Source organism: Litorilinea aerophila, from assembly GCF_006569185.2.
Classification (GTDB): domain Bacteria; phylum Chloroflexota; class Anaerolineae; order Caldilineales; family Caldilineaceae; genus Litorilinea; species Litorilinea aerophila.
Map to the genome: position 1 here is coordinate 84,190 of NZ_VIGC02000014.1, position 18,910 is coordinate 103,099.

At 66.7% G+C, this 18,910-nt stretch carries 11 protein-coding genes; 9 read left to right on the forward strand and 2 right to left on the reverse strand.

Features of this window, described 5'->3' with window-relative positions; genetic code table 11:
* Nucleotides 1-3: 3 nt before the first annotated feature.
* The 9 genes from FKZ61_RS12450 (at nucleotide 4) to nagA (ending at nucleotide 16,169) form a co-directional block, all read left to right on the forward strand.
* Nucleotides 4-2,043, forward strand: a complete 2,040-nt coding sequence (locus FKZ61_RS12450) for a hydantoinase/oxoprolinase family protein (protein WP_141610447.1) — start codon at nucleotides 4-6, stop codon at nucleotides 2,041-2,043.
* Entirely contained in the window at nucleotides 2,040-3,641 is a 1,602-nt protein-coding gene (locus FKZ61_RS12455; protein ID WP_141610448.1) for a hydantoinase B/oxoprolinase family protein, read from the forward strand. The genes FKZ61_RS12450 and FKZ61_RS12455 overlap by 4 nt, the downstream gene beginning before the upstream one ends.
* Nucleotides 3,642-4,272: 631 nt before the next feature.
* A complete protein-coding gene (locus tag FKZ61_RS12460; protein ID WP_141610449.1) occupies nucleotides 4,273-5,643 on the forward strand; it encodes a sialidase family protein in 1,371 nt (456 codons plus the stop codon).
* A 259-nt stretch (nucleotides 5,644-5,902) separates the two neighbouring features.
* Nucleotides 5,903-8,506 carry a two-component regulator propeller domain-containing protein gene (locus FKZ61_RS24295; RefSeq protein WP_141610450.1) on the forward strand — a complete coding sequence of 868 codons (2,604 nt, stop codon included), beginning with the start codon at nucleotides 5,903-5,905 and terminating at the stop codon, nucleotides 8,504-8,506.
* A 48-nt stretch (nucleotides 8,507-8,554) separates the two neighbouring features.
* Nucleotides 8,555-10,357 carry a hypothetical protein gene (locus tag FKZ61_RS12470; protein WP_141610451.1) on the forward strand — a complete coding sequence of 601 codons (1,803 nt, stop codon included), beginning with the start codon at nucleotides 8,555-8,557 and terminating at the stop codon, nucleotides 10,355-10,357.
* Nucleotides 10,354-11,421, forward strand: coding sequence for a ThiF family adenylyltransferase (locus tag FKZ61_RS12475; protein WP_229964232.1), 1,068 nt, complete (start codon nucleotides 10,354-10,356; stop codon nucleotides 11,419-11,421). Before FKZ61_RS12470 ends, FKZ61_RS12475 begins: the two co-directional genes overlap by 4 nt.
* 18 nt (nucleotides 11,422-11,439) lie before the next feature.
* Nucleotides 11,440-13,680 (forward strand): 1,4-alpha-glucan branching protein GlgB, encoded by a 2,241-nt coding sequence (gene glgB, locus FKZ61_RS12480; protein WP_141610453.1) that lies wholly within the window; start codon nucleotides 11,440-11,442, stop codon nucleotides 13,678-13,680.
* Between the two features lie 13 nt (nucleotides 13,681-13,693).
* Nucleotides 13,694-14,863, forward strand: coding sequence for an ATP-binding response regulator (locus tag FKZ61_RS12485; RefSeq protein ID WP_141610454.1), 1,170 nt, complete (start codon nucleotides 13,694-13,696; stop codon nucleotides 14,861-14,863).
* 88 nt (nucleotides 14,864-14,951) lie between these two features.
* Complete coding sequence (gene nagA, locus FKZ61_RS12490) at nucleotides 14,952-16,169, forward strand: N-acetylglucosamine-6-phosphate deacetylase (protein ID WP_141610455.1); 1,218 nt, start codon at nucleotides 14,952-14,954, stop codon at nucleotides 16,167-16,169.
* A 620-nt stretch (nucleotides 16,170-16,789) separates the two neighbouring features.
* Here the strand turns inward: nagA and mvk are convergent.
* Both mvk and FKZ61_RS12500 read right to left on the reverse strand, forming a co-directional pair.
* On the reverse strand, nucleotides 16,790-17,743 hold the full coding sequence (gene mvk / locus FKZ61_RS12495) for a mevalonate kinase (protein ID WP_141610456.1): 954 nt from the start codon (nucleotides 17,741-17,743) through the stop codon (nucleotides 16,790-16,792).
* A complete protein-coding gene (locus tag FKZ61_RS12500) occupies nucleotides 17,740-18,909 on the reverse strand; it encodes an aminotransferase class V-fold PLP-dependent enzyme (protein ID WP_141610457.1) in 1,170 nt (389 codons plus the stop codon). The genes mvk and FKZ61_RS12500 overlap by 4 nt, the downstream gene beginning before the upstream one ends.
* Nucleotide 18,910: the final 1 nt, after the last annotated feature.

Here is an 18,910-nt window from a genome sequence, read left to right on the forward strand (position 1 = left end):
CCCATGACGTCTGACGTTTCCCCGATTCCCCTGGTCGGCATCGACGTAGGCGGCACCTTCACCGACTTTGTAGTATTTCAGGACGGTGCCCTGCGGGTGCACAAGGTCCCCACCACGCCGGAGGATCAGAGCCAGGCCATGGTGGCGGGCCTGGCTGCCCTGGGCATCCAACAGGCGGACATCGTCCACGGCATGACCGTGGCCACCAACGCGCTGCTGGAGCGTCGGGGCGCGCGGACCGCGCTGCTCACCACTGCCGGTTTTGCCGATGTGTTGGTCATCGGCCGCCAGAACCGGCCCCACCTCTACCGCCTGAGCCAGCAGCGGCCCGCCCCCCTGGTGGAGGATCCCTGGCGTCTGGAGGTAGACGAGCGGCTGGACCACACCGGGCGGGTGTTGCGCCCCCTGGACGAAGCGGCCGTGGAACAGCTGGCATCGCGCCTGGCCGCAGGCCAGGTGGAAAGCGTGGCCATCGTCTTTCTCTTTTCCTTCCTCAACCCGGCCCACGAAGAACGGGCTGCGGGGCTCCTCCGGGCCCGGCTGCCGGAGCTACCTATCTCCCTCAGCAGCCAGATCCTGCCGGAATACCGGGAGTATGAGCGGACGGCCACCACGGTCATCAACGCCTACGTCCAGCCGCTGGTGGCCCGCTACCTGCAGCGCCTCCAGGATCGGCTGGCCCACTGTCGGCTCCGCATCATGCAGTCCAATGGCGGCGCCATCGGCCTGGCCCAGGCCAGCCAGCAGGCAGCCCGGGTGGTGCTCAGCGGCCCGGCCGGCGGCGTGGTGGGCGCCTTCGCCGTGGCCCGCCAGGCCACCGGCAGTGACGCGCCCCAACTGATCACCCTGGACATGGGCGGCACCAGCACCGACGTGGCCCTCTGTCCGGGGCAGATCCCCACCACCGCGGAGAGCACCATCACCGACCTGCCCCTGCGCCTGCCCGTCATCGATATCCACACCGTGGGCGCAGGCGGCGGCAGCATCGCCTACCTGGATGCAGGCGGCGGCCTGCGGGTGGGCCCCCGTAGCGCCGGGGCCGTCCCAGGACCGGTTTGCTACGGCCGGGGTGGCACAGAACCCACTGTGACCGACGCCAACCTGGTGCTGGGCCGCCTGGCCCCCGAGGGCTTCCTGGGCGGCGCGGGGGAAGTCACCCTGGACCGGGCGGCCGCGCGCCGGGCGCTGGCCCGGCTGGGCGAACCGTTGGGCCTCAGCCCCGAGGCGGCTGCCCTGGGGGTGATCCGCGTTGCCAACGCCACCATGGAGCGGGCCCTGCGCCGGGTTTCGGTGGAACGGGGCCACGACCCACGGCAGTTTACCCTACTACCCTTCGGCGGCGCCGGCCCCCTCCACGCCTGTGACCTGGCCGACGCCCTCCAGATCCGGCGCATCCTGCTGCCGCCCATGCCCGGGGTGTTGAGCGCCTACGGCATGCTCGTGGCCGACGTGGCCCGGGACGCCTCCCGCTCCCTTCTGAGCACCCTGGGCGACTTACAGCGGGATCGGACGCCGCTGCAACAACTCTTCCAGGCGCTGGCGGAGGAGGTGCAGTCCGCCCTGGCCCAGGAGGGCATCGCCCATCCCACCCTGGAAGCCGCCCTGGACCTGCGCTATCGGGGGCAGAGCTACGAGCTGACCGTTCCCCTGGCCCTTTCCCTGGACGAGGCGGCGCTGGCCGCCGCGGGCGAAGCCTTCCACCGGGCCCACGAACAGCGTTACGGCTACGCCATGCCGGGGGAAACGGTGGAGACGGTCAACCTGCGGGTACGGGCCAGCAGCCCGGGAGCGTCTGCCGTCCTGCCTGCATTGCCCGACGCGGGACCGGATGCCACCGCCGCCCGCCTGCCCGAGCGCCCCGTCTGGTTTGACCCGTGGGAACCCACGCCCACGCCGTGCTACGATCGGGAGCGGCTGCAGCCCGGCAATCGTCTGGCCGGCCCCGCCATCGTTCACCAGTTTGACACCACCATCGTCATCACGCCCGGCTGGCAGGCCCGGGTGGACGCCTACCGCAACATCTGGCTGGAGAAACCCCAATGAGCGCCGCAGCCGTCGATCCCATCACCCTGGAACTCTACCGCCACCGTTTCGCCGGCGTGGCCGAAGAGATGGGCGTCACCCTGCGACGGACCGGCTATTCGCCCAACATCAAGGAGCGGCTGGACTTCTCCTGCGCCATCTTCGACGGCCGGGGCGCCATGATCGCCCAGGCGGCCCACATCCCTGCCCACCTGGGCGCCATGCCGGCCAGCGTCCACACCATCCTGGCCCGCTTCCCCCATTGGGAACCGGGGGACGTGGTCATCGTCAACGACCCGTTTGAAGGGGGCAACCACCTGCCGGACATCACCATGATCGCGCCGGTCTTTGTGGAAGGTGGGGCGGGGGATCCGGCTGGCCGGCCTGACTTCTTCGTCGCCAGCCGGGCCCACCATGCGGATGTGGGCGGCATGACGCCGGGTTCCCTGCCCCTCTCCACCGAGATCTACCAGGAGGGCATCATCATTCCGCCGGTGAAGCTCTACAAGCGGGGCGTGCTGGACGAGGATCTGCTCCGCCTGATCCTGCGCAACGTGCGCACGCCTGGGGAGCGACGGGGGGACCTGGCTGCCCAACGAGCGGCCGCGGCCATCGGCGCCCGGCGTCTCCAGGAGTTGGTGGACCGTTTTGGCTATGGGGAAGTCCTGGCGTATGCCGGCCACTTGCAGGCCTACAGCGAACGGTTGACCCGCGCGGCCATTGCCCGCTGGCCGGACGGCACCTACCGCTTCGAGGATGTGCTGGAGCTGGTGGAAGGGGAGCAGGTGACCCTGGTGCCCATCCGGGTGGCCGCCACCATCCACCACGACGAGATCACCTTCGACTTCACTGGCACCGCGGCCATGGTTCACGGCTCCCTGAACGCGGTCATCGCCATCACCCAGTCCGCCTGCTACTACGTGGTCCGCTGCCTGGTGGGGGAGGAGGTGCCCATGAACGCCGGCTGTTTCGCACCGGTCCACGTGGTGGCGCCGGCCGGCAGCCTGGTCCACGCGCAGGCGCCGGCGGCCGTGGCGGGCGGCAACGTGGAGACTTCCCAGCGCATCACCGATGTGGTGTTGGGTGCGCTGGCCCAGGCCTTGCCGGAGGAGATCCCGGCTGCGTCTCAGGGGACCATGAACAACCTGACCATCGGCGGCCTCCGGGCCGAGGGAAGCGGGCCCTACGCCTACTACGAGACCATCGGCGGGGGCATGGGCGCCTCTGCCCGGGGAGACGGCATGAGCGGCGTCCAGGTGCACATGACCAACACCCTCAACACGCCGGTGGAAGCCCTGGAGATGGTCTTTCCCTTCCGGGTGGTGCGCTACAGCCTGCGCCCTGGCAGCGGCGGCGCCGGTCGGCACCGGGGTGGCGACGGCATCGTGCGGGAATATGAGATCCTGGCACCGGCCACGGTGACCATGCTGAGCGAGCGCCGTGCGGTAGCGCCATGGGGCCTGGCCGGCGGCGAGCCCGGCCAACCAGGCCGGAACTGCCTGATCCACGCGAACGGCCAGGTGGAAGAACTGCCCTCCAAATTTTCCCGCCGGCTCATGCCCGGCGACCGCCTGCGGATTGAAACCCCGGGGGGCGGCGGCTGGGGTTCGCCAGCCTGAACTGCCCCTCTCTTCCCCGCCTTGACACCCGTCTCAAAACGCCACCAAAACATCGCCACCAGACAACGCCACAAAATGCCCTGAAATTCCGGGAACAACCCGGATGGCCCCTCCGTCTTCGCATCAGAGGATGTTCTTTCCGCCAATGGACAACCCTCGTGATGAGGGGGCGGCATCCTGTTCTGAAAAAAAGGAAGCCGGATGGGTAGTCCGGTCTCCTGGCCGGACATCTGCACCCAACGGGACGGAAACCCAGGTCACGCATCCCTGCGTGACCTGCGGACTACGGACCGTATCTGTGTTCATCTGTGGCTTCTGCGGAGGACCCATCTGGGGTTTTGGCAAGAGAAGCAAGAAGCGTCAGAGAACGGTCCGACTTCAAGGCCAAAGTGGTCAAGCAGCGGGATTTGACCTCTGTTAAAGTGAGAGTCGACCCTGTCGCTTACGCCAGGAGCAACTGGCGCAAACAACGTGGCCCAAACTGGCGCAACCACCGTTGGCCTGGGGCCTGTCTCCCGGTACACTGGGTTCAGGACAGCAGACAGCATCGCACAGCATTCCAACCGCAGCTCCAGCCGGAGCCGCAGAAGTAGCTCCAGCCGGAGCGGGAAAAAATAGAGGAGGTTGACCCATGAATGCACGCCGCATCTTTATCCTGGCTGTCACTTTGATCTTGATAGGCGCCGTCTTTACCGGGGTGATCTCGGCCATGGAACCCGGCACGGGCAGCAGCGCCCCCCAGACAGTGACAGCTCTCCAGAATGTACGCGATTATGCGTTCGGCGCCGGCCAGACGTATGTGGTCGATGGCGGTAAATTGTACGTCGGCGCCGCGTCCACCCCCGGGCTTCTGCCGGCCCGCTGGACGGAAGTCACCACGCCCGCCGATGTGATCGTGGGCGCTGTGGCCATCGATGAGGAACGAGGGATCGTGTACATCGGCGCCGCCAACGAAATGGCCATCTACCGCAGCCAGGTGCCGCAGAGCGGCGTTGCGACAGGCGCAAACAGCCAGCCCAACTGGCAGCGGGTGCCCCTTACCGCTGAGGTCGCAGGCGGGGTCACCGACATCGCCGTGGATCCGGTCCAGCGCCTGGTCTACGTGGGCACGGACAACGCGGGCCTCTTCCGCCTGCGGGACGTGGGCTCCAGCATGGTGCTCAATGCCCAGTTGTTGCTGGATGAGCCGGTGCGCCAGGTGGTGGCCGCGCCCGGTGCTGACCTGGCCCTGGCCCGCACCGACTGGCACCTCTACCGGGCGGAGAACTTTGGCCTGAGCTGGGTCCAGGTGGATGACCTCATCCAGAGCGTGCCCACGGCTCTGGCCGTTGCCGCCGGCCCTTTGGGCCAGGTGACCGCCTACGTCGGCACCATGGACCGGGGTGTGCTCAAGACCCAGGATGGCATCACCTGGACCCTGGCCAACCAGGGGCTGGGTCTGGTACCCGGGTCCCGGCTGTCGGTGGATGCCCTGGCGGTGGATCCCGCCCAGCCGGAGGTGGTCTACGTGAGTACCAGCTACCTCTACGGCACCACCCAGGTGCACCGTTCGCCGGCCATGGTGGCCATGAGCACCGATGGTGCCACGGCCTGGACGCCCCTGGAGACCAACCTGAAGGTGGCGGTGGTGGATCTGGTGCCGGCTGTGGGGCAGACAGGCGCTGTCTACGCCCTGACCACCGAGAGCCGTGCTTTGACCAGCATGCCGCTGGGGACCGCCCTGGCCGCGGCTCCAGCCCAGGCGCCGGTCGAAGGCGAGGGTGGCTCGTTGGTGGCGGGCACCAATCCCGGGGCGCCTCAGGTGGCAGCCACGAGTGAGGCAGTCCCAACCGGTCAGCGCCTCCCCTGGCAGAGCCTCCTGGCCTGGATTGTGGCCGGCCTGGCTGCCCTGGCCCTGGTCTTCGCAGTGGTGAGCGACCTGCGTAGCCGCCAGCCGAAGCCGGTCACCGGCCGGGAGGGCAGCGGGCCGCTGGCCCAGAATCCGGTCCACAACAACCGGTAATCCGACGTCCGCCGACTATTCGACAGGCATTTCCCGACGCCCCCTCCTCAACTTGAGGAGGGGGCGTTTTGTTGTTGCGGAGATGGCGCCCAATGTTAGCGTAGTGCCTTTACGCCAGAGGGGCATCAATGTTACAATCGTGTCCAGCAGTGTAGGGCTGCCCTACGGTTCGGCCCACCACATCTTCCCGGGCCGGATCGACTGCCCTGTCATCATCACCATCCCGTGTCATCACCATCCTATGAAGGAATGACCGGCCGTGCAGTCTACATCGTTCCGTTTGATCTCTACCATCATCACCCTGTTGCTTCTGCTCGCGCTCCTGGGCGTGATCGGCCTGGCCGTGCGCACCACTCCGGCCATGACGCTGGGGCAGGTCCTGGGGGCTACGCCGGTCACCTCTACCCCCAGGAGCCGTCCGACGGCCACTTCCCCGGATGCCCGTGCCACCCGGACGCCTCCCCTGGCCCAGGAAATCGCCCTGGGGCCCGTGGCCCAGGTGGCGGACGGCGGTTTCAGCTTTCGCCCCCTGCCCGATTACACCCTCACATTCAGCGATGACTCGGCCACATTGACCGCCGGATCAACTTCGGCTCCTGGCCAGGATGCCCTCTTCTCCCTCCGCGGCGGCCCCGTGACCCGTTTCATCACCACCTCGCTTCCATCCCCGGAATTGCCCACCATCCTGGAAGCGTACGCAGCGTCCTATGCCCAAGCGCACCCCGTGCGGGTGGGCGCGCCCCAGGAGCTGACGGTAGATGGCGTGCCGGCCCTGGCGGCCGATCTCACGGCGGATGAGCCGGGCCAGGTCGTGGTCGGCCGCATCACCCTGGCGCAGCCCGAACCCGGCTGGCTCTTTGTGATGGTCGGCACCGGGCTTGCCGACCGCTGGCAGGCAGAGCTGCGTCAACAGTACGATGCCCTCCTGGCTTCGGTGCGATTTCTGCCATTGCAGGCCACGCCCACGCCGACCCTGGGCATCGTCCTGGCGCCTACACCGACCCTGCCGGCCACGGCCACTCCCCAGCCGTCTCCCACAGGCACGGCGGCCCCCCTGGCGCCCGCCACGCCGGACACCCACTGGCAGATCTGGTCAGATGGCAACGTGATCAACGACCTGGCCCTGGCCGGCAACACCCTCTGGGCGGCCACGGAAGGGGGCTTCGTAGCCTGGAATCGAGCCAGCGCCAGAGCGGTCAAGTTCACCACCCGGGACGGCCTGGCGGTAAACTATGCCACCACGGTGGTCAACTGCCCCCTGCCCAATCTGGGCGTGGTCTTCGGCCATGACCATGGACTGCAACTCTTCGATCTCCAGCAAGGGCGCTGGAAGACCCTGGACAGCAACACCAGCGCCATGCGCAGTGACCGGGTGGTCGGCCTCTACTGTGACCTGGAGGGTGGGCTCCTGTGGGTGGTCTATGCAGACCAGGGGATCGACGTCTTCGACGCCGCGGCCAACACCTGGAGCGCCGTCCCCCTGCCTGCCCAGGCCCAAGAGGCGGGCGCCCTGCGGGATGTGGTGACCGTCGATGAGGGGCAGCGCTACTGGTTGCTGGCCGAACGAGGTGTGATCGCAGTGGACGGCCAGACGGCGACCCTGTACAATGGGCAGAACAGCCCTCTGGATACAGACCAGGTGACCGCCATGGCGGTAGATGGCTCGGGGAGCGTCTGGTTGACCACGGCCAGCACCCTCTACCGGTTCGATGGCGAAAGCTGGAGCTCCTTTGGCCCGGAACAACTGGTGGTCTCGGGCGCCCCGGCCGGCCGCCTGACGGATCTGGCCATCGCCGCCGACGGCACCATGTGGCTGGCCTGGGATCAGGCCGAGGTCTGCCGCTTCGACCCGGGCACGGGCCGCTGCCTGGCCTTCTACCGGGGGGAAAGTGGCATGGCTGCCCCACCCTTGACCGCCCTCGAGGCGGGCGCCGGCGGCCAGGTCTACTACGCCACGGCGGGAGATGGGGTGAGTTGGTTCGATGGAGAAGGCTGGCACCACTGGGTGAGCCAGGCCGAACCCCTCCTGGGCAACCAGGTGCGTGCCATGACCCAGCAGACGGATGGCACCATCTGGATCGCGACGGACCTGGGCGTGCAATCCCTGAATCCGGATGGCTCCCAGACCCTGCAGACCTTTACCCGTCGGGATGGCACCCTGCCCTTCGACAACATCCAGGTGGTCCACGCAGCCGATGGCGGCATCTGGATTGGGGGCCAGGGCAGGGTAAGTTTTTACGACGGCATCGCCTGGGCGGATTACGGCGTGAACGACGGCCTGTTGGACGGCCAGGTGCGGGCCATCGCCGTGGACGCCAGCCAGCGGGTCTGGTTCGGAACCAGCGCCGGGCTGAGTATCCTGACGGGCGAGGCCTTTTTCAACCTTACCCGGGCAGACAACCTGCCCAGCGACCAGATCACGGCCCTGGCCACGGCTGGCCAGGTGGTCTGGATCGGCAGCCAGGGGGGCGGCCTGTATCGCTTCCAGGACAACCAGCTCCAGGTCTTCAACACCGCCAATGTCCAGTTGCCCAGCGACAACATCACAGCCCTGGCGCTCCACCAGGATGGATCCCTGCTCATCGGGACGGATCGGGGGCTGGCCCGCTTCCACGAAGGCCGGTTCAGCCCCATTCCCGATGTGAGCGACACCACGGTGACGGCCCTGGCGTCCACACCCCGGGGCGAAATCTGGGTGGGCACGGCGGACCGAGGCGCCTTCTATTTTGATGGCGCCACCTGGTCTCCCTTCCCCCGGGATGGCCGCCTGCCCGCACCCCAGGTCAGCGCCCTTCTGGTGGACCAGAATGGCGTGGTCTGGATCGGAAGCCGCCGCGGCGGGCTGTTGCGCTACACGCCGTAACCTGATGACCGCACAGAGAGCCAGATAAACGCAGGGCGGAGAATCAACATGCCAGATGCGATTCCCTTAGTCATTCATGCGACCCATGAAGCCGGCGTGAAAGTGGGCGGCATTGGGGCCGTGTTGGACGGCCTCCTGAGCGCGGAGTCCTACGTGGAGCGGGTCCCCCGGACGGTCCTGGTCGGCCCGATGCAGGCCGGCGACCCCGTGTACATGGAGCGGCTCACCGATCCCCGCAACGGCCTGACCATCCGCTACAGCAGCCTGCACGGCATCTTCGACGGCCTTCCCGAAGTCCTGCGGGCGGCCCTCCAGGGGGTGGAGCGCCAGTACCAGGTGGGCGTGCTCTACGGTGTGCGCCGCTTTGGGCCGTACGAGCACGAGGTGATCCTGGTGGATGCGACCGCGCCCAACCGCCACGAGGCGGACCTGTTTCGCTACTACGTCTGGCAGCGGTATGGCATCGACTGCGCCCGCTACAGTTGGAACCCGGAATTCAACCTCTATTTCGACATTGCCCAGCCCCTGTTTGCCGCCATCAAGGCCCTGGGTATGGATGTGGGCCTGGAACCGGACCAGAAGTTCATCATCGCCCACGAGTGGCTGGGCATGCCGGTGGTCTTTGCCGCCCAGTTGAGCGAGCCGGCCCGCTGGCGTACCATTTTCTATGCCCACGAGACGGCCACCGCCCGCCGCCTGATCGAAGAGCACGACGGCCACGACACCCGGTTCTACAACGTGCTGCACAAGGCGGAAGAGTGGAACCTGGACCTGGAGAGCATCTTCGGCAACCAGGACGACCTCTTCAAACACCCCATCCTCAAGGCGGCGGTCCACTGTGACAACATCTTCGCCGTGGGCGACCTGGTGGTCCAGGAATTGCGCTTTCTGGGTGGCCGGTTTCGGCAGGCGAACATCGACCTGGTCTACAACGGCATTCCCGCCCCCCAGACCACCCTGGAGGAGAAGCTGGCGTCCAAGCGGCGCCTGCAGGCCTATTGCGAGGCCCTCCTGGGCTACTCGCCTGACTATGTCTTCACCCACGTGACCCGCATGGTGCTCTCCAAGGCGCTGTGGCGGGACATCCGGGTGATGGAGCACCTGGAAGGGATGCTCCAGGCGGCTGGCAAGCGGGCGGTCCTCTTCGTGTTGAGCACCAGCGTGCCGGCCGGCCGGCGCCCGGAGTGGGTGGAGGCCTGGGAGGCCCAATACGGCTGGCCGGTGGGCCACCGGGCCGACAACGGCGACCTCATCGACCTGGAGGTGCCCTTTTTCTTCGACGGGGTGGAACCCTTCAACCGTCAGGCCCGGCAGAGCCAGATCGTGCTGGTCAACCAGTTCGGCTGGAGCCGTTCCCGCTGTGGCCGTCGCATGCCGGCGGACATGGAGTTCCTGGACATCCGCCAGGGGACCGACCTGGAATTTGGCCAGAGCATCTACGAGCCCTTCGGCATCGCCCAGGTGGAGCCCCTGGGCTACGGCGCGCTCTGCTGTGTCAGCAACGTGTGTGGCTGTGTGGGCTTCGTGGAGCGGGCCGCCGGCGGGCAGGAGGAGATCCCCAACCTGGTGGTGGCGGACTACACCACCCTGCCCCAGGGCTACTGGCTGGGCAGCCCCTATGATGCCCTGGCCATCAACCGGAGCGTGCGGGATTGGATCGAGAGCCACAACAGCCTGGACGCGGCCCGCACCCTGTTCGAGCGGCTGCCCCAGGATTCCCAGCAGATGGCCCATCTGTTGCGCTGTGGCCAGGAGGTGGCCCAGCACATGAGTTGGGATGTGGTGGCCCGGGACTATCTGCTCCCCGGCCTGGAACGGGCCCGGCAACGGAACCTTCAAAACCCAGGATGATGAACTCAGAAGAACTTGCCCGATACCATCGCCAGATCATCTTCCCGCCGGTGGGGGAGGATGGACAACAGCGGCTGAAGGCGGCCACGGCCGTAGTGGTCGGCTGTGGCGCCACCGGCTCCGCCCTCAGCAACCTGCTGGTCCGGGCCGGCGTGGGCCGGGTCCGCATTGTGGACCGGGACTTCATCGAGCTGAACAATCTCCAGCGCCAGATCCTCTTCGACGAGGAGGATATCGCCGCCAACCTGCCCAAGGCCGAAGCGGCCGCCCGCAAGCTGCGCCGGGTCAACCGGGATGTGACCGTGGAAGCGGTGGTGGCGGATGTGAACCCCGGCAACGTGCTGGACCTGCTGGCGGATGCCACCGTGGTGTTGGACGGGACCGACAATTTCAGCACCCGCTTCCTGCTCAACGATGCCTGCCTACACCTGGGCAAGGCCTGGATCTACACCGGCGTGATCGCCTCCTATGGCATGACTGCCACCTTCATTCCCGATGGCGCGGTGGCGACGTTGCCGGGAGATCGCCAGGCCACCGGGTGCCTGCGCTGCCTGCTGGGTACCATGCCGGCCCCGGGTGTGACGCCCACCTGCGACACGGCGGGGGTGATCGGGCCGGCGGTGGCTCTTATCACGGCTGTGGCAGCGGCCGAGGCCATGAAGCTGATCATCGGCCGGGGCAAGCTCAACCCGGGCGTGATCCACATGGACCTCTGGACCCACGAGTACCACAGCTTCGGCGGCGCCATTCGGCGTCCCGACTGTCCGGCCTGTGGCCTGGGCCGCCTGGAGTACCTGGACGCCACCGTCGGCACGGCCAGCGCCACCCTCTGTGGCCGCAACGCGGTGCAGGTTCGGGTGAATGGCAGCGGCCCCCTGGATCTGGCCCGGCTGGAAGCCCAGTTGCGCCCGGTGGCCAGCCGCCTGGCCCGCAACGATTACCTGTTGCGGGCCCAAATCGGCGACTATGAATTCACCGTCTTCCCGGATAACCGGGCCATTATCAAAGGGACGGAGGACGAAGATTTGGCCAAAAGCCTGTATGCCCGCTACATTGGTGGATAGATCAAAGGAGCCAAGCCCATGACGTCCGAGCAGAAGAGCGCCCAGGAGAGGACTTCGCCCCAGTCTACAGTGAACCCGACAGAGATAGAGGCCATCGTCGGTGGCTATCATGGCGCGGCTTTTTCCGTCTTGGGGCCCCACGTGGTCACGGTAGATGGGAAGACCTGTGTGGCCATCCGCGCCTTCCGCCCTCTGGACGTGGCGGTCACCGTCCTGCGTCCGGATCGGGGCGAGCGCCAGGAGATGGTGCGGATCCATCCGGCCGGCTTCTTTGAGGCCATTTTCCCAGAGGAGCAGGCGCCCTTCGTCTATCAACTGCTGCTCCGAGATCCCCAGGGCGGTGAGCACCTCATTGAGGACCCCTATCGCTTCCCGCCCTTTCTAACCGACTTTGACCTGTACCTCCATGGGGAGGGGAATTTCCTGCGCAGCTACGAGAAGCTCGGCGCACAGATGTGCACCCGGGAGGGGGTCCCGGGGGTGAACTTTGCCGTGTGGGCGCCCAATGCCCTGCGGGTGAGCGTCATCGGGCCATTCAACGGCTGGGACGACCGCATGCACCCCATGCGCTGCCACGAGGGGGCCGGCATCTGGGAGATCTTCATCCCTCACCTGCCCGAGGGCATGCACTACAAGTACTCCATCAAGTCTCGTTTCATGGGCTACCAGGTGGACAAATCCGATCCCTACGCTTTCTACGCTGAGGTTCGCCCCAGCACCGACTCCCGGGTTTGGAACATCAACAAATACCAGTGGCATGACGAGGAATGGCTGGCCTCTCGGCCCCAACGGCAGGCCCTGGATCAGCCCCTCAATATCTATGAAGTCCACCTGGGGAGCTGGCGCCGGGTGCCGGAGACCAATGGTTTTCTCAGCTACCGGGATTTGGCCCATCAGCTGGTGGACTATGCCCAAAAAATGGGGTACACCCACATCGAACTTCTGCCCATCACGGAGCACCCTCTGGACGCTTCCTGGGGATACCAGACGACCGGCTATTTTGCCCCCACCAGCCGCTTCGGTACGCCGGACGACTTCATGTACTTCGTGGACTACTGCCACCAGCACCAGATCGGCGTAATCCTGGACTGGGTGCCGGCCCACTTCCCCCGGGACGCCCATGGCCTGGCCTTCTTCGACGGCACCCACCTCTACGAACACGCCGATCCCCGCCAGGGGGAGCAGCGGGATTGGGGCACCAAGGTCTTCAACTTTGGCCGCAACGAAGTGCGCAATTTCCTGTTGAGCAGCGCCCTCTTCTGGCTCAAGAAGTATCACCTGGACGGCCTGCGGGTGGATGCGGTGGCGTCCATGTTGTATCTGGACTACAGCCGCAAGGAGGGCGAATGGATCCCCAACCGCTATGGCGGGCGGGAAAACCTGGAAGCCATCGACTTCCTGCGCCGCTTCAACGAAGTCTCCCACGAGGAGGCGCCGGGGATCCTCACCATTGCCGAGGAGAGCACCGCCTGGCCCATGGTCTCCCGGCCTACCTACATGGGTGGCCTGGGCTTCGACCTCAAGTGGAACATGGGGTGGATGCACGATACCCTTTCCTACTTCCAGAAGGATCCCCTCTACCGGCGATATCACCAGAACGAGATCACCTTCAGCCTGGTCTATGCCTTCCACGAAAATTTCGTCCTTCCCCTGAGCCACGACGAGGTGGTCCATCTGAAGCGCTCCCTGCTGGACAAGATGCCCGGGGATGCCTGGCAGAAGTTCGCCAATCTCCGCTCCCTCTACGCGTACATGACCGCCCATCCCGGCAAGATGTTGCTCTTTATGGGCGGGGAGTTCGGCCAGTGGGCCGAGTGGAGCGAAGCCAAGAGTCTGGACTGGCACCTGCTGGAGCATCCGCCCCATCAGCAGCTCCAGCGTTTTGTGGCCGATCTCAACCACCTCTACCGGGCCGAGCCCGCCCTGCACCAGGTGGATTTCAGTTGGGAGGGCTTCGACTGGATCGATTTCAACGACGCGGAGCACTCCGTTATCAGCTTCGTCCGCCGGGCGCGAGACCCCCAGGACCTGGTGGTGGTCGTGTGCAATTTCACCCCCGTTCCCCGGCACGACTATCGGGTTGGGCTTCCCATGTTGGGCACCTATCGGGAGATCTTGAACAGCGACTGGACCCAGTACGGCGGCAGTGGGGTGGGCAACCCAGAGCCCATCGTGGCCGAGGCTATGCCCTGGCAACGGTGCAACTACTCGGCCCTGCTGAACCTGCCACCGCTGGGTGTGATTTATCTCAAACCATGACCGCACACCAATCATGTCGATCCTGAAGCGCAAGCAGCCCCTCATCCTGGTGGTGGAGGATAACCCAGACGTCAAGCTGGCCATCTGTGACATCCTGGAGGCCTACGGCTACCAGGTTCGTTCTGCCACCAATGGCATCGAAGCCCTGGAGATCCTGCGCCAGATCCGGCCGGATGTCATCCTCTGCGACATCATGATGCCGGGCATGGATGGCTATTCGTTGCTCCAGCATACCCGTTCGGATACGGAGCTGCGCACCCTGCCCTTCATCTTTCTCACAGGGCTGACCTCCACCGTCGACCAGCGCCGGGCCAAGGATATCGGCGTGGAAGACTACCTGACCAAGCCCTTCAACAACAACGACCTGATCCTGGCCATCCGCAACGCGCTGCGCCGCCACCAGATCATGGAAGAAGAGATGCAGCGCCAGATGGATCTGCTGCGCAATCAGATCGTGGGCATCCTGCAGCACGAGTTTCGTACGCCCCTCACCTTTGTCATGGGCTGGGCTGAATATCTGCAGGATACCCTGGCCGAGGAGCCCGAGCTGGATCTGGAAAACGTGCGGACCTCGGCAGCAGCCATCCTGGAAGGCGGCCGTCGCCTGCAGCGACTCATCGAAAGTTTCCTCCTCCTCTCCGACCTGCAGAACCGCCGCCTCCAGCCAGAGGAGGTGGAAGTAGTCAACGCCCTGGATCTCTGGCGAGAAGCCCAGGTCAACCTGCAGGAAAAAATTCAGGAAACGGGCATGGAGGTGCAGATCCTGCCGGAAAACGCCGACGCCCAGGTGAGCGTGGATCCCCACCTGCTGATCAACGCCCTGACCCGCCTGTTGGACAACGCCCTGGCCTACCGTCGGGAGGATTCCCGCCACGTCTGGCTGTCGGTGGTCACCATGCCCCGCTACATCGGCCTGCGCATCCAGGACGAGGGATGGGGGATCCCCGAGGCGCGGATCCCCCACCTCCTCCATCCCTTCAGCCGCAACCAACAGGAGGAGTGGCAGGTCTCTTCCACCGGTGTCGGGTTGAGCCTGGCCCTGGTCCACCACATCGCCCTCTCCCACGGCGGCAGCCTGGAGATCGAGAGCACGGTGGGGGAAGGCAGCACCTTCACCCTGTGGCTGCCGGACGTGATTTCTCCACCCGCTGACGACACCGAGGACACCGACGGCCAGGCATGAAAGACTGGCGATAAAAAACCGGGCGTGAGGAACGGGGGCCCCCTCCCCCTGAAGTGCCCACCCAAGATCCTGGAAACGAGAGAATCCCATGGCATCGAACCACGAATTGTTCATCACCCATGCCATGGTGCCGGCCGAATTCCTGCCGGCTCCTCAGGCATCGTCATTGCCGGGCTTCGGTCCCGGATTCGTGCACATCCGCCAGGGGCAGATCGTCTCTGTGAATGTCCCCGGGGCAGCAGCGCCGCCCCGGGGCGTGCGCCGCCTAAACGCTGAAGGTTGCATCCTCCTCCCCGGCCTGATCGACGTCCACGTCCACGGCGCCATGGGGCACGACACCATGGACGCCACCCCGGAAGCCCTGGCCGCCATGGCCCGCTTTTTCGCTGCCCACGGGGTGACGGCCTTTCTGGCCACCACCATGACCGCTTCGGCCGAGGCCACCCTGGCCGCGGTGCGGGCGGCAGCGGACTACTGCCGGGGTCCCCAGGAACCCGGCGGCGCGCGGCTGTTGGGCGTCCACCTGGAAGGCCCCTTCATCAGCCCGGAGTTTCCCGGTGCCCAGCGGGCCGACCAGATCCGGCCGCCCGACCTGGCAGAGTTCGACGCCCTGTGCCAGGCCGGCCCTGTGCGTATGATCACCCTGGCGCCCGAGCAGCCGGGTGCCAAAGCCCTCATCGCCGCGGCACGTCGCCGGCAGATTGTGGCTGTGGCGGGGCATACCAGCGCTACTTACGAGGAGTGCCTGGCCGGGATCGAGGCCGGCATCACCCAGGCCACCCACACCTACAACGCCATGACCGGCCTGCACCATCGCCGCCCCGGCACCCTGGGTGCGGTTTTGAGCGATGATCGGGTGTACGCCCAGCTCATCGCGGACAATATCCACGTGCACCCGGCGGCCATGAAGATCCTGGCCCGCTGCAAGGGCCCGTCCCGCACGGTCCTCATCACCGACGCCATGCGGGCCGCGGGCCTACCCCCAGGCCAGTATGACCTGGGGGGCCAGATGGTAACCGTGCAGGATAACCAGTGTCGGCTGGCCGACGGCACCCTGGCCGGCAGCGTCCTCACCCTGGAGCGGGGTCTGGCCCACTTCACGGCCGCCAGCGGCCTGGATCTGGCCCAGAGCTGGCCCGCGGCCAGCCGTACGCCGGCCCAGTCCCTGGGGTTGGACCACGAATTGGGGGCCATCGCGGTGGGGTATCGGGCGGATCTGGTCTTGTTGGATGGGGAGCTGAACGTGGTGGCCACCCTGGTGGATGGTCAGGTGGCCTATCTGCAGGATGAGGCGCGCCTGGAGTAGACTCCGTCTTATCTCGACGGATATTCCTTCGCCCGCCTGGATCTGGTGAGCCTGTGTGGTTGGGTACAACGGGGACGTAGCGGGTCTCTGGCCCGCCGTGGGCGGCTCGAACGGCGGGATTTCCGGCCCCGCCGCAGGCGCCGCTCGTAGCGGCGCTTCGTCGCTGCCCTTTCACCCGCCGGGATGTGGCGACAGCGGGCGGCTGGGAGCCGCCGCTACAAGAACCGGCGTCCTTTCGGGGCTGGCGACAGCGTGCGGCCGGAGACCGCACCTACGGCCAGGGTCGCCGCCCGCGTGGTTGGGTATAACGGGGACGTAGGGCGGGTCTCTGGCCCGCCGTGGGCGGCTCGAACGGCGGGATTTCCGGCCCCGTCGTAGGCGCCGCTCGTAGCGGCGCTCCGTCGCCGCCCTTTCACCCGCCTGGCTGTGGCGACAGCGGGCGGCTGGGAGCCGCCGCTACAAGAACCGGCGCCCTTTCGGGGCTGGCGACAGCGTGCGGCCGGAGACCGCACCTACGGCCAGGGTCGCCGCCCGCGCGGTTGGGTACAACGGGGACGTAGGGCGGGTCTCTGGCCCGCCGTGGGCGGCCGGATCTGCGGGGCGCCGGCCTGCTTTCTTCGTCAAGATTCCGCCCCTCCAACCGTCGTGATTACAACCTGAGTGGCGCCGGCGGCCACGAGGGCCTTCTTGACTGCCTTCGCCCGATCTGGATCCACCAGGGCGATAATGTTCCCCCCTCGCCCGCCGCCGCTGAGTTTGGCGCCCAGTGCACCAGCCTCCCGGGCTGCCTGGATCAACCGCTCCAGGGGTGGTGAACTCACCTCCAGGCGAGCCAGCAACGCCTGGTTGTCGTCGAATAGCGACCCCAAAGCTGTCACGTCGCCGGCCTCAATGGCCCGCCGGGCTGCCACCGCCAGCTCACCGATGGCATCGAACCAGCCTTCATAGCGAGCCCGATCCTGCTGCCAGCGGCTGCGAACATGGGCCACCGTCTCCCGGGTGGGGCTGGGAATGCCGCTCATGGCAATGGCCACCGTGAAAGCCCTACCTGGCCGGATGACCTCTGGCGGCTGGCCGCGCACAAACCAGATGGGCTGGCCCCAGGCCACCACCGTATTGTCGATGCCGCTGGGTGTGCCGTGGTACAGCTCCTCGCTGACATAGACCAACCCGCTGACCTCCTCCGGCGTGGGGGCCCGGCCCACATGCTGGAAGATGGCCCGCACCAGGGCGGCGCTGAGGGCAGCGCCGCTTCCCATGCCCCCGGCAATGGGCAACTGGCTGGTCAGCTCGATGCGCCAGTTGGGGTCAGGGGGTAAGGCCAGGGCCTGAAGGGTCCTGCGGACCACACAGGCCAGGGGCTGATCCGGCGGCGCATCCCGCAGGCGCAGGGTTAACCCCACGTCCCGAGCCACGATCACGCAGCCGTGCTCCCCCGCTGTCTCCTCGCCGCGCTCCTGGATATGGGCTGTGGCCACCACCCCCCAGACCGGCGCGGCGATGGCCGGCCGGCCATAGACCACCGCATGTTCGCCCACGAGGATGATCTTGCCAGGCGCTGTTGCTGTCGTCATGATGGCTGTTGGGTTGATGGCGATTGGGCCAGGATGGTCACCAGGCTGTCCACCAGGTAGCGGAGCTCCTCTTCGGTGTTGTAGAAATAGGGGCTGATGCGCAGGGCGCCGGGACGGGCATCCACGATGATGTTGTACTGGCGGGCCAGCGCCTGGACCACGGACGGCGGATCCGCCAGGGGCACCATGACGATGCCCCCATGACGCTCCAGGTCGTCCGGCACCCGGGGCTGGAACCCGGCCGCCCGCAGCTCCCCCACCAGGGTGGCGACCAGTTCCTGGGTCCGGGCACGGACCGAATCCACACCAATTTCCTCGATGATGCCCATGCCGGCGTTGGCCGCGTAGACCGCCGCCATGGCGGGCGTGCCCGTCTCGAAGCGGCGGGCATCCCTCGCGCGGTCAAAGTGGTAAGGGTCGAACTGGAACATGTTTTCGCTGGCGAACCAGCCAGTGGTGGTGGGCTCCAGCCGTTCGATCAGGGATTCCTTCACGTACATGAAGACCACACCCGGGCCGCCCAACAGCCACTTCAGGCCGCCGCTCAGGTAAATGTCCACATCCGCGGCCTTGACATCCACGGGGATCTGGCCGGCCGCCTGATAGCCATCGAAGAGGCTGAGGGCGCCGTGCATGTGGGCCAGCGCGCTGACGGCCGTCATGTCCTGGATCCAGCCGCTGGTGAAGAAGACATGGCTGGTGGCTACCAGGGCCGTCTGGGGACCGATGGCGTCGGCAAAGGCTGTCAGGGGCACGCTGATGCGGTCTGGTGAGGGGAGGAAGCGAACCCGCGCGCCCTCCCGTTCCCGGGCCAGCCACTGGTAGGGCAGGGTGGGGAAGTCCATCTCCGTCAACACCACTTCGGGCCGCTGCCGGTAGTCCAGGCTGCTGGCAATGACGCTCAGGGCCACGCTGATGTTGGGCAGGAGGGCCACTTCGTGGGGCTGGGCATGGATCAGCCGGGCAAAACGGGCCCGGGCCTCGGCCACTTCCCCGGTCCACGTCTCATACCAGGCGCTGGCGCCATAGCGCATCCAGAGCTCCAGGAACTGGTACACCGCGGTCCGGCTGCGCCGGCTCAATTGGCCCAGGGAGCAGGTGTTCAGGTAGGTGGTGTGGCTGAGGCCGGGGAATTCGTCCCGCCAGCGGTCGGTCAAGGCGCGCATG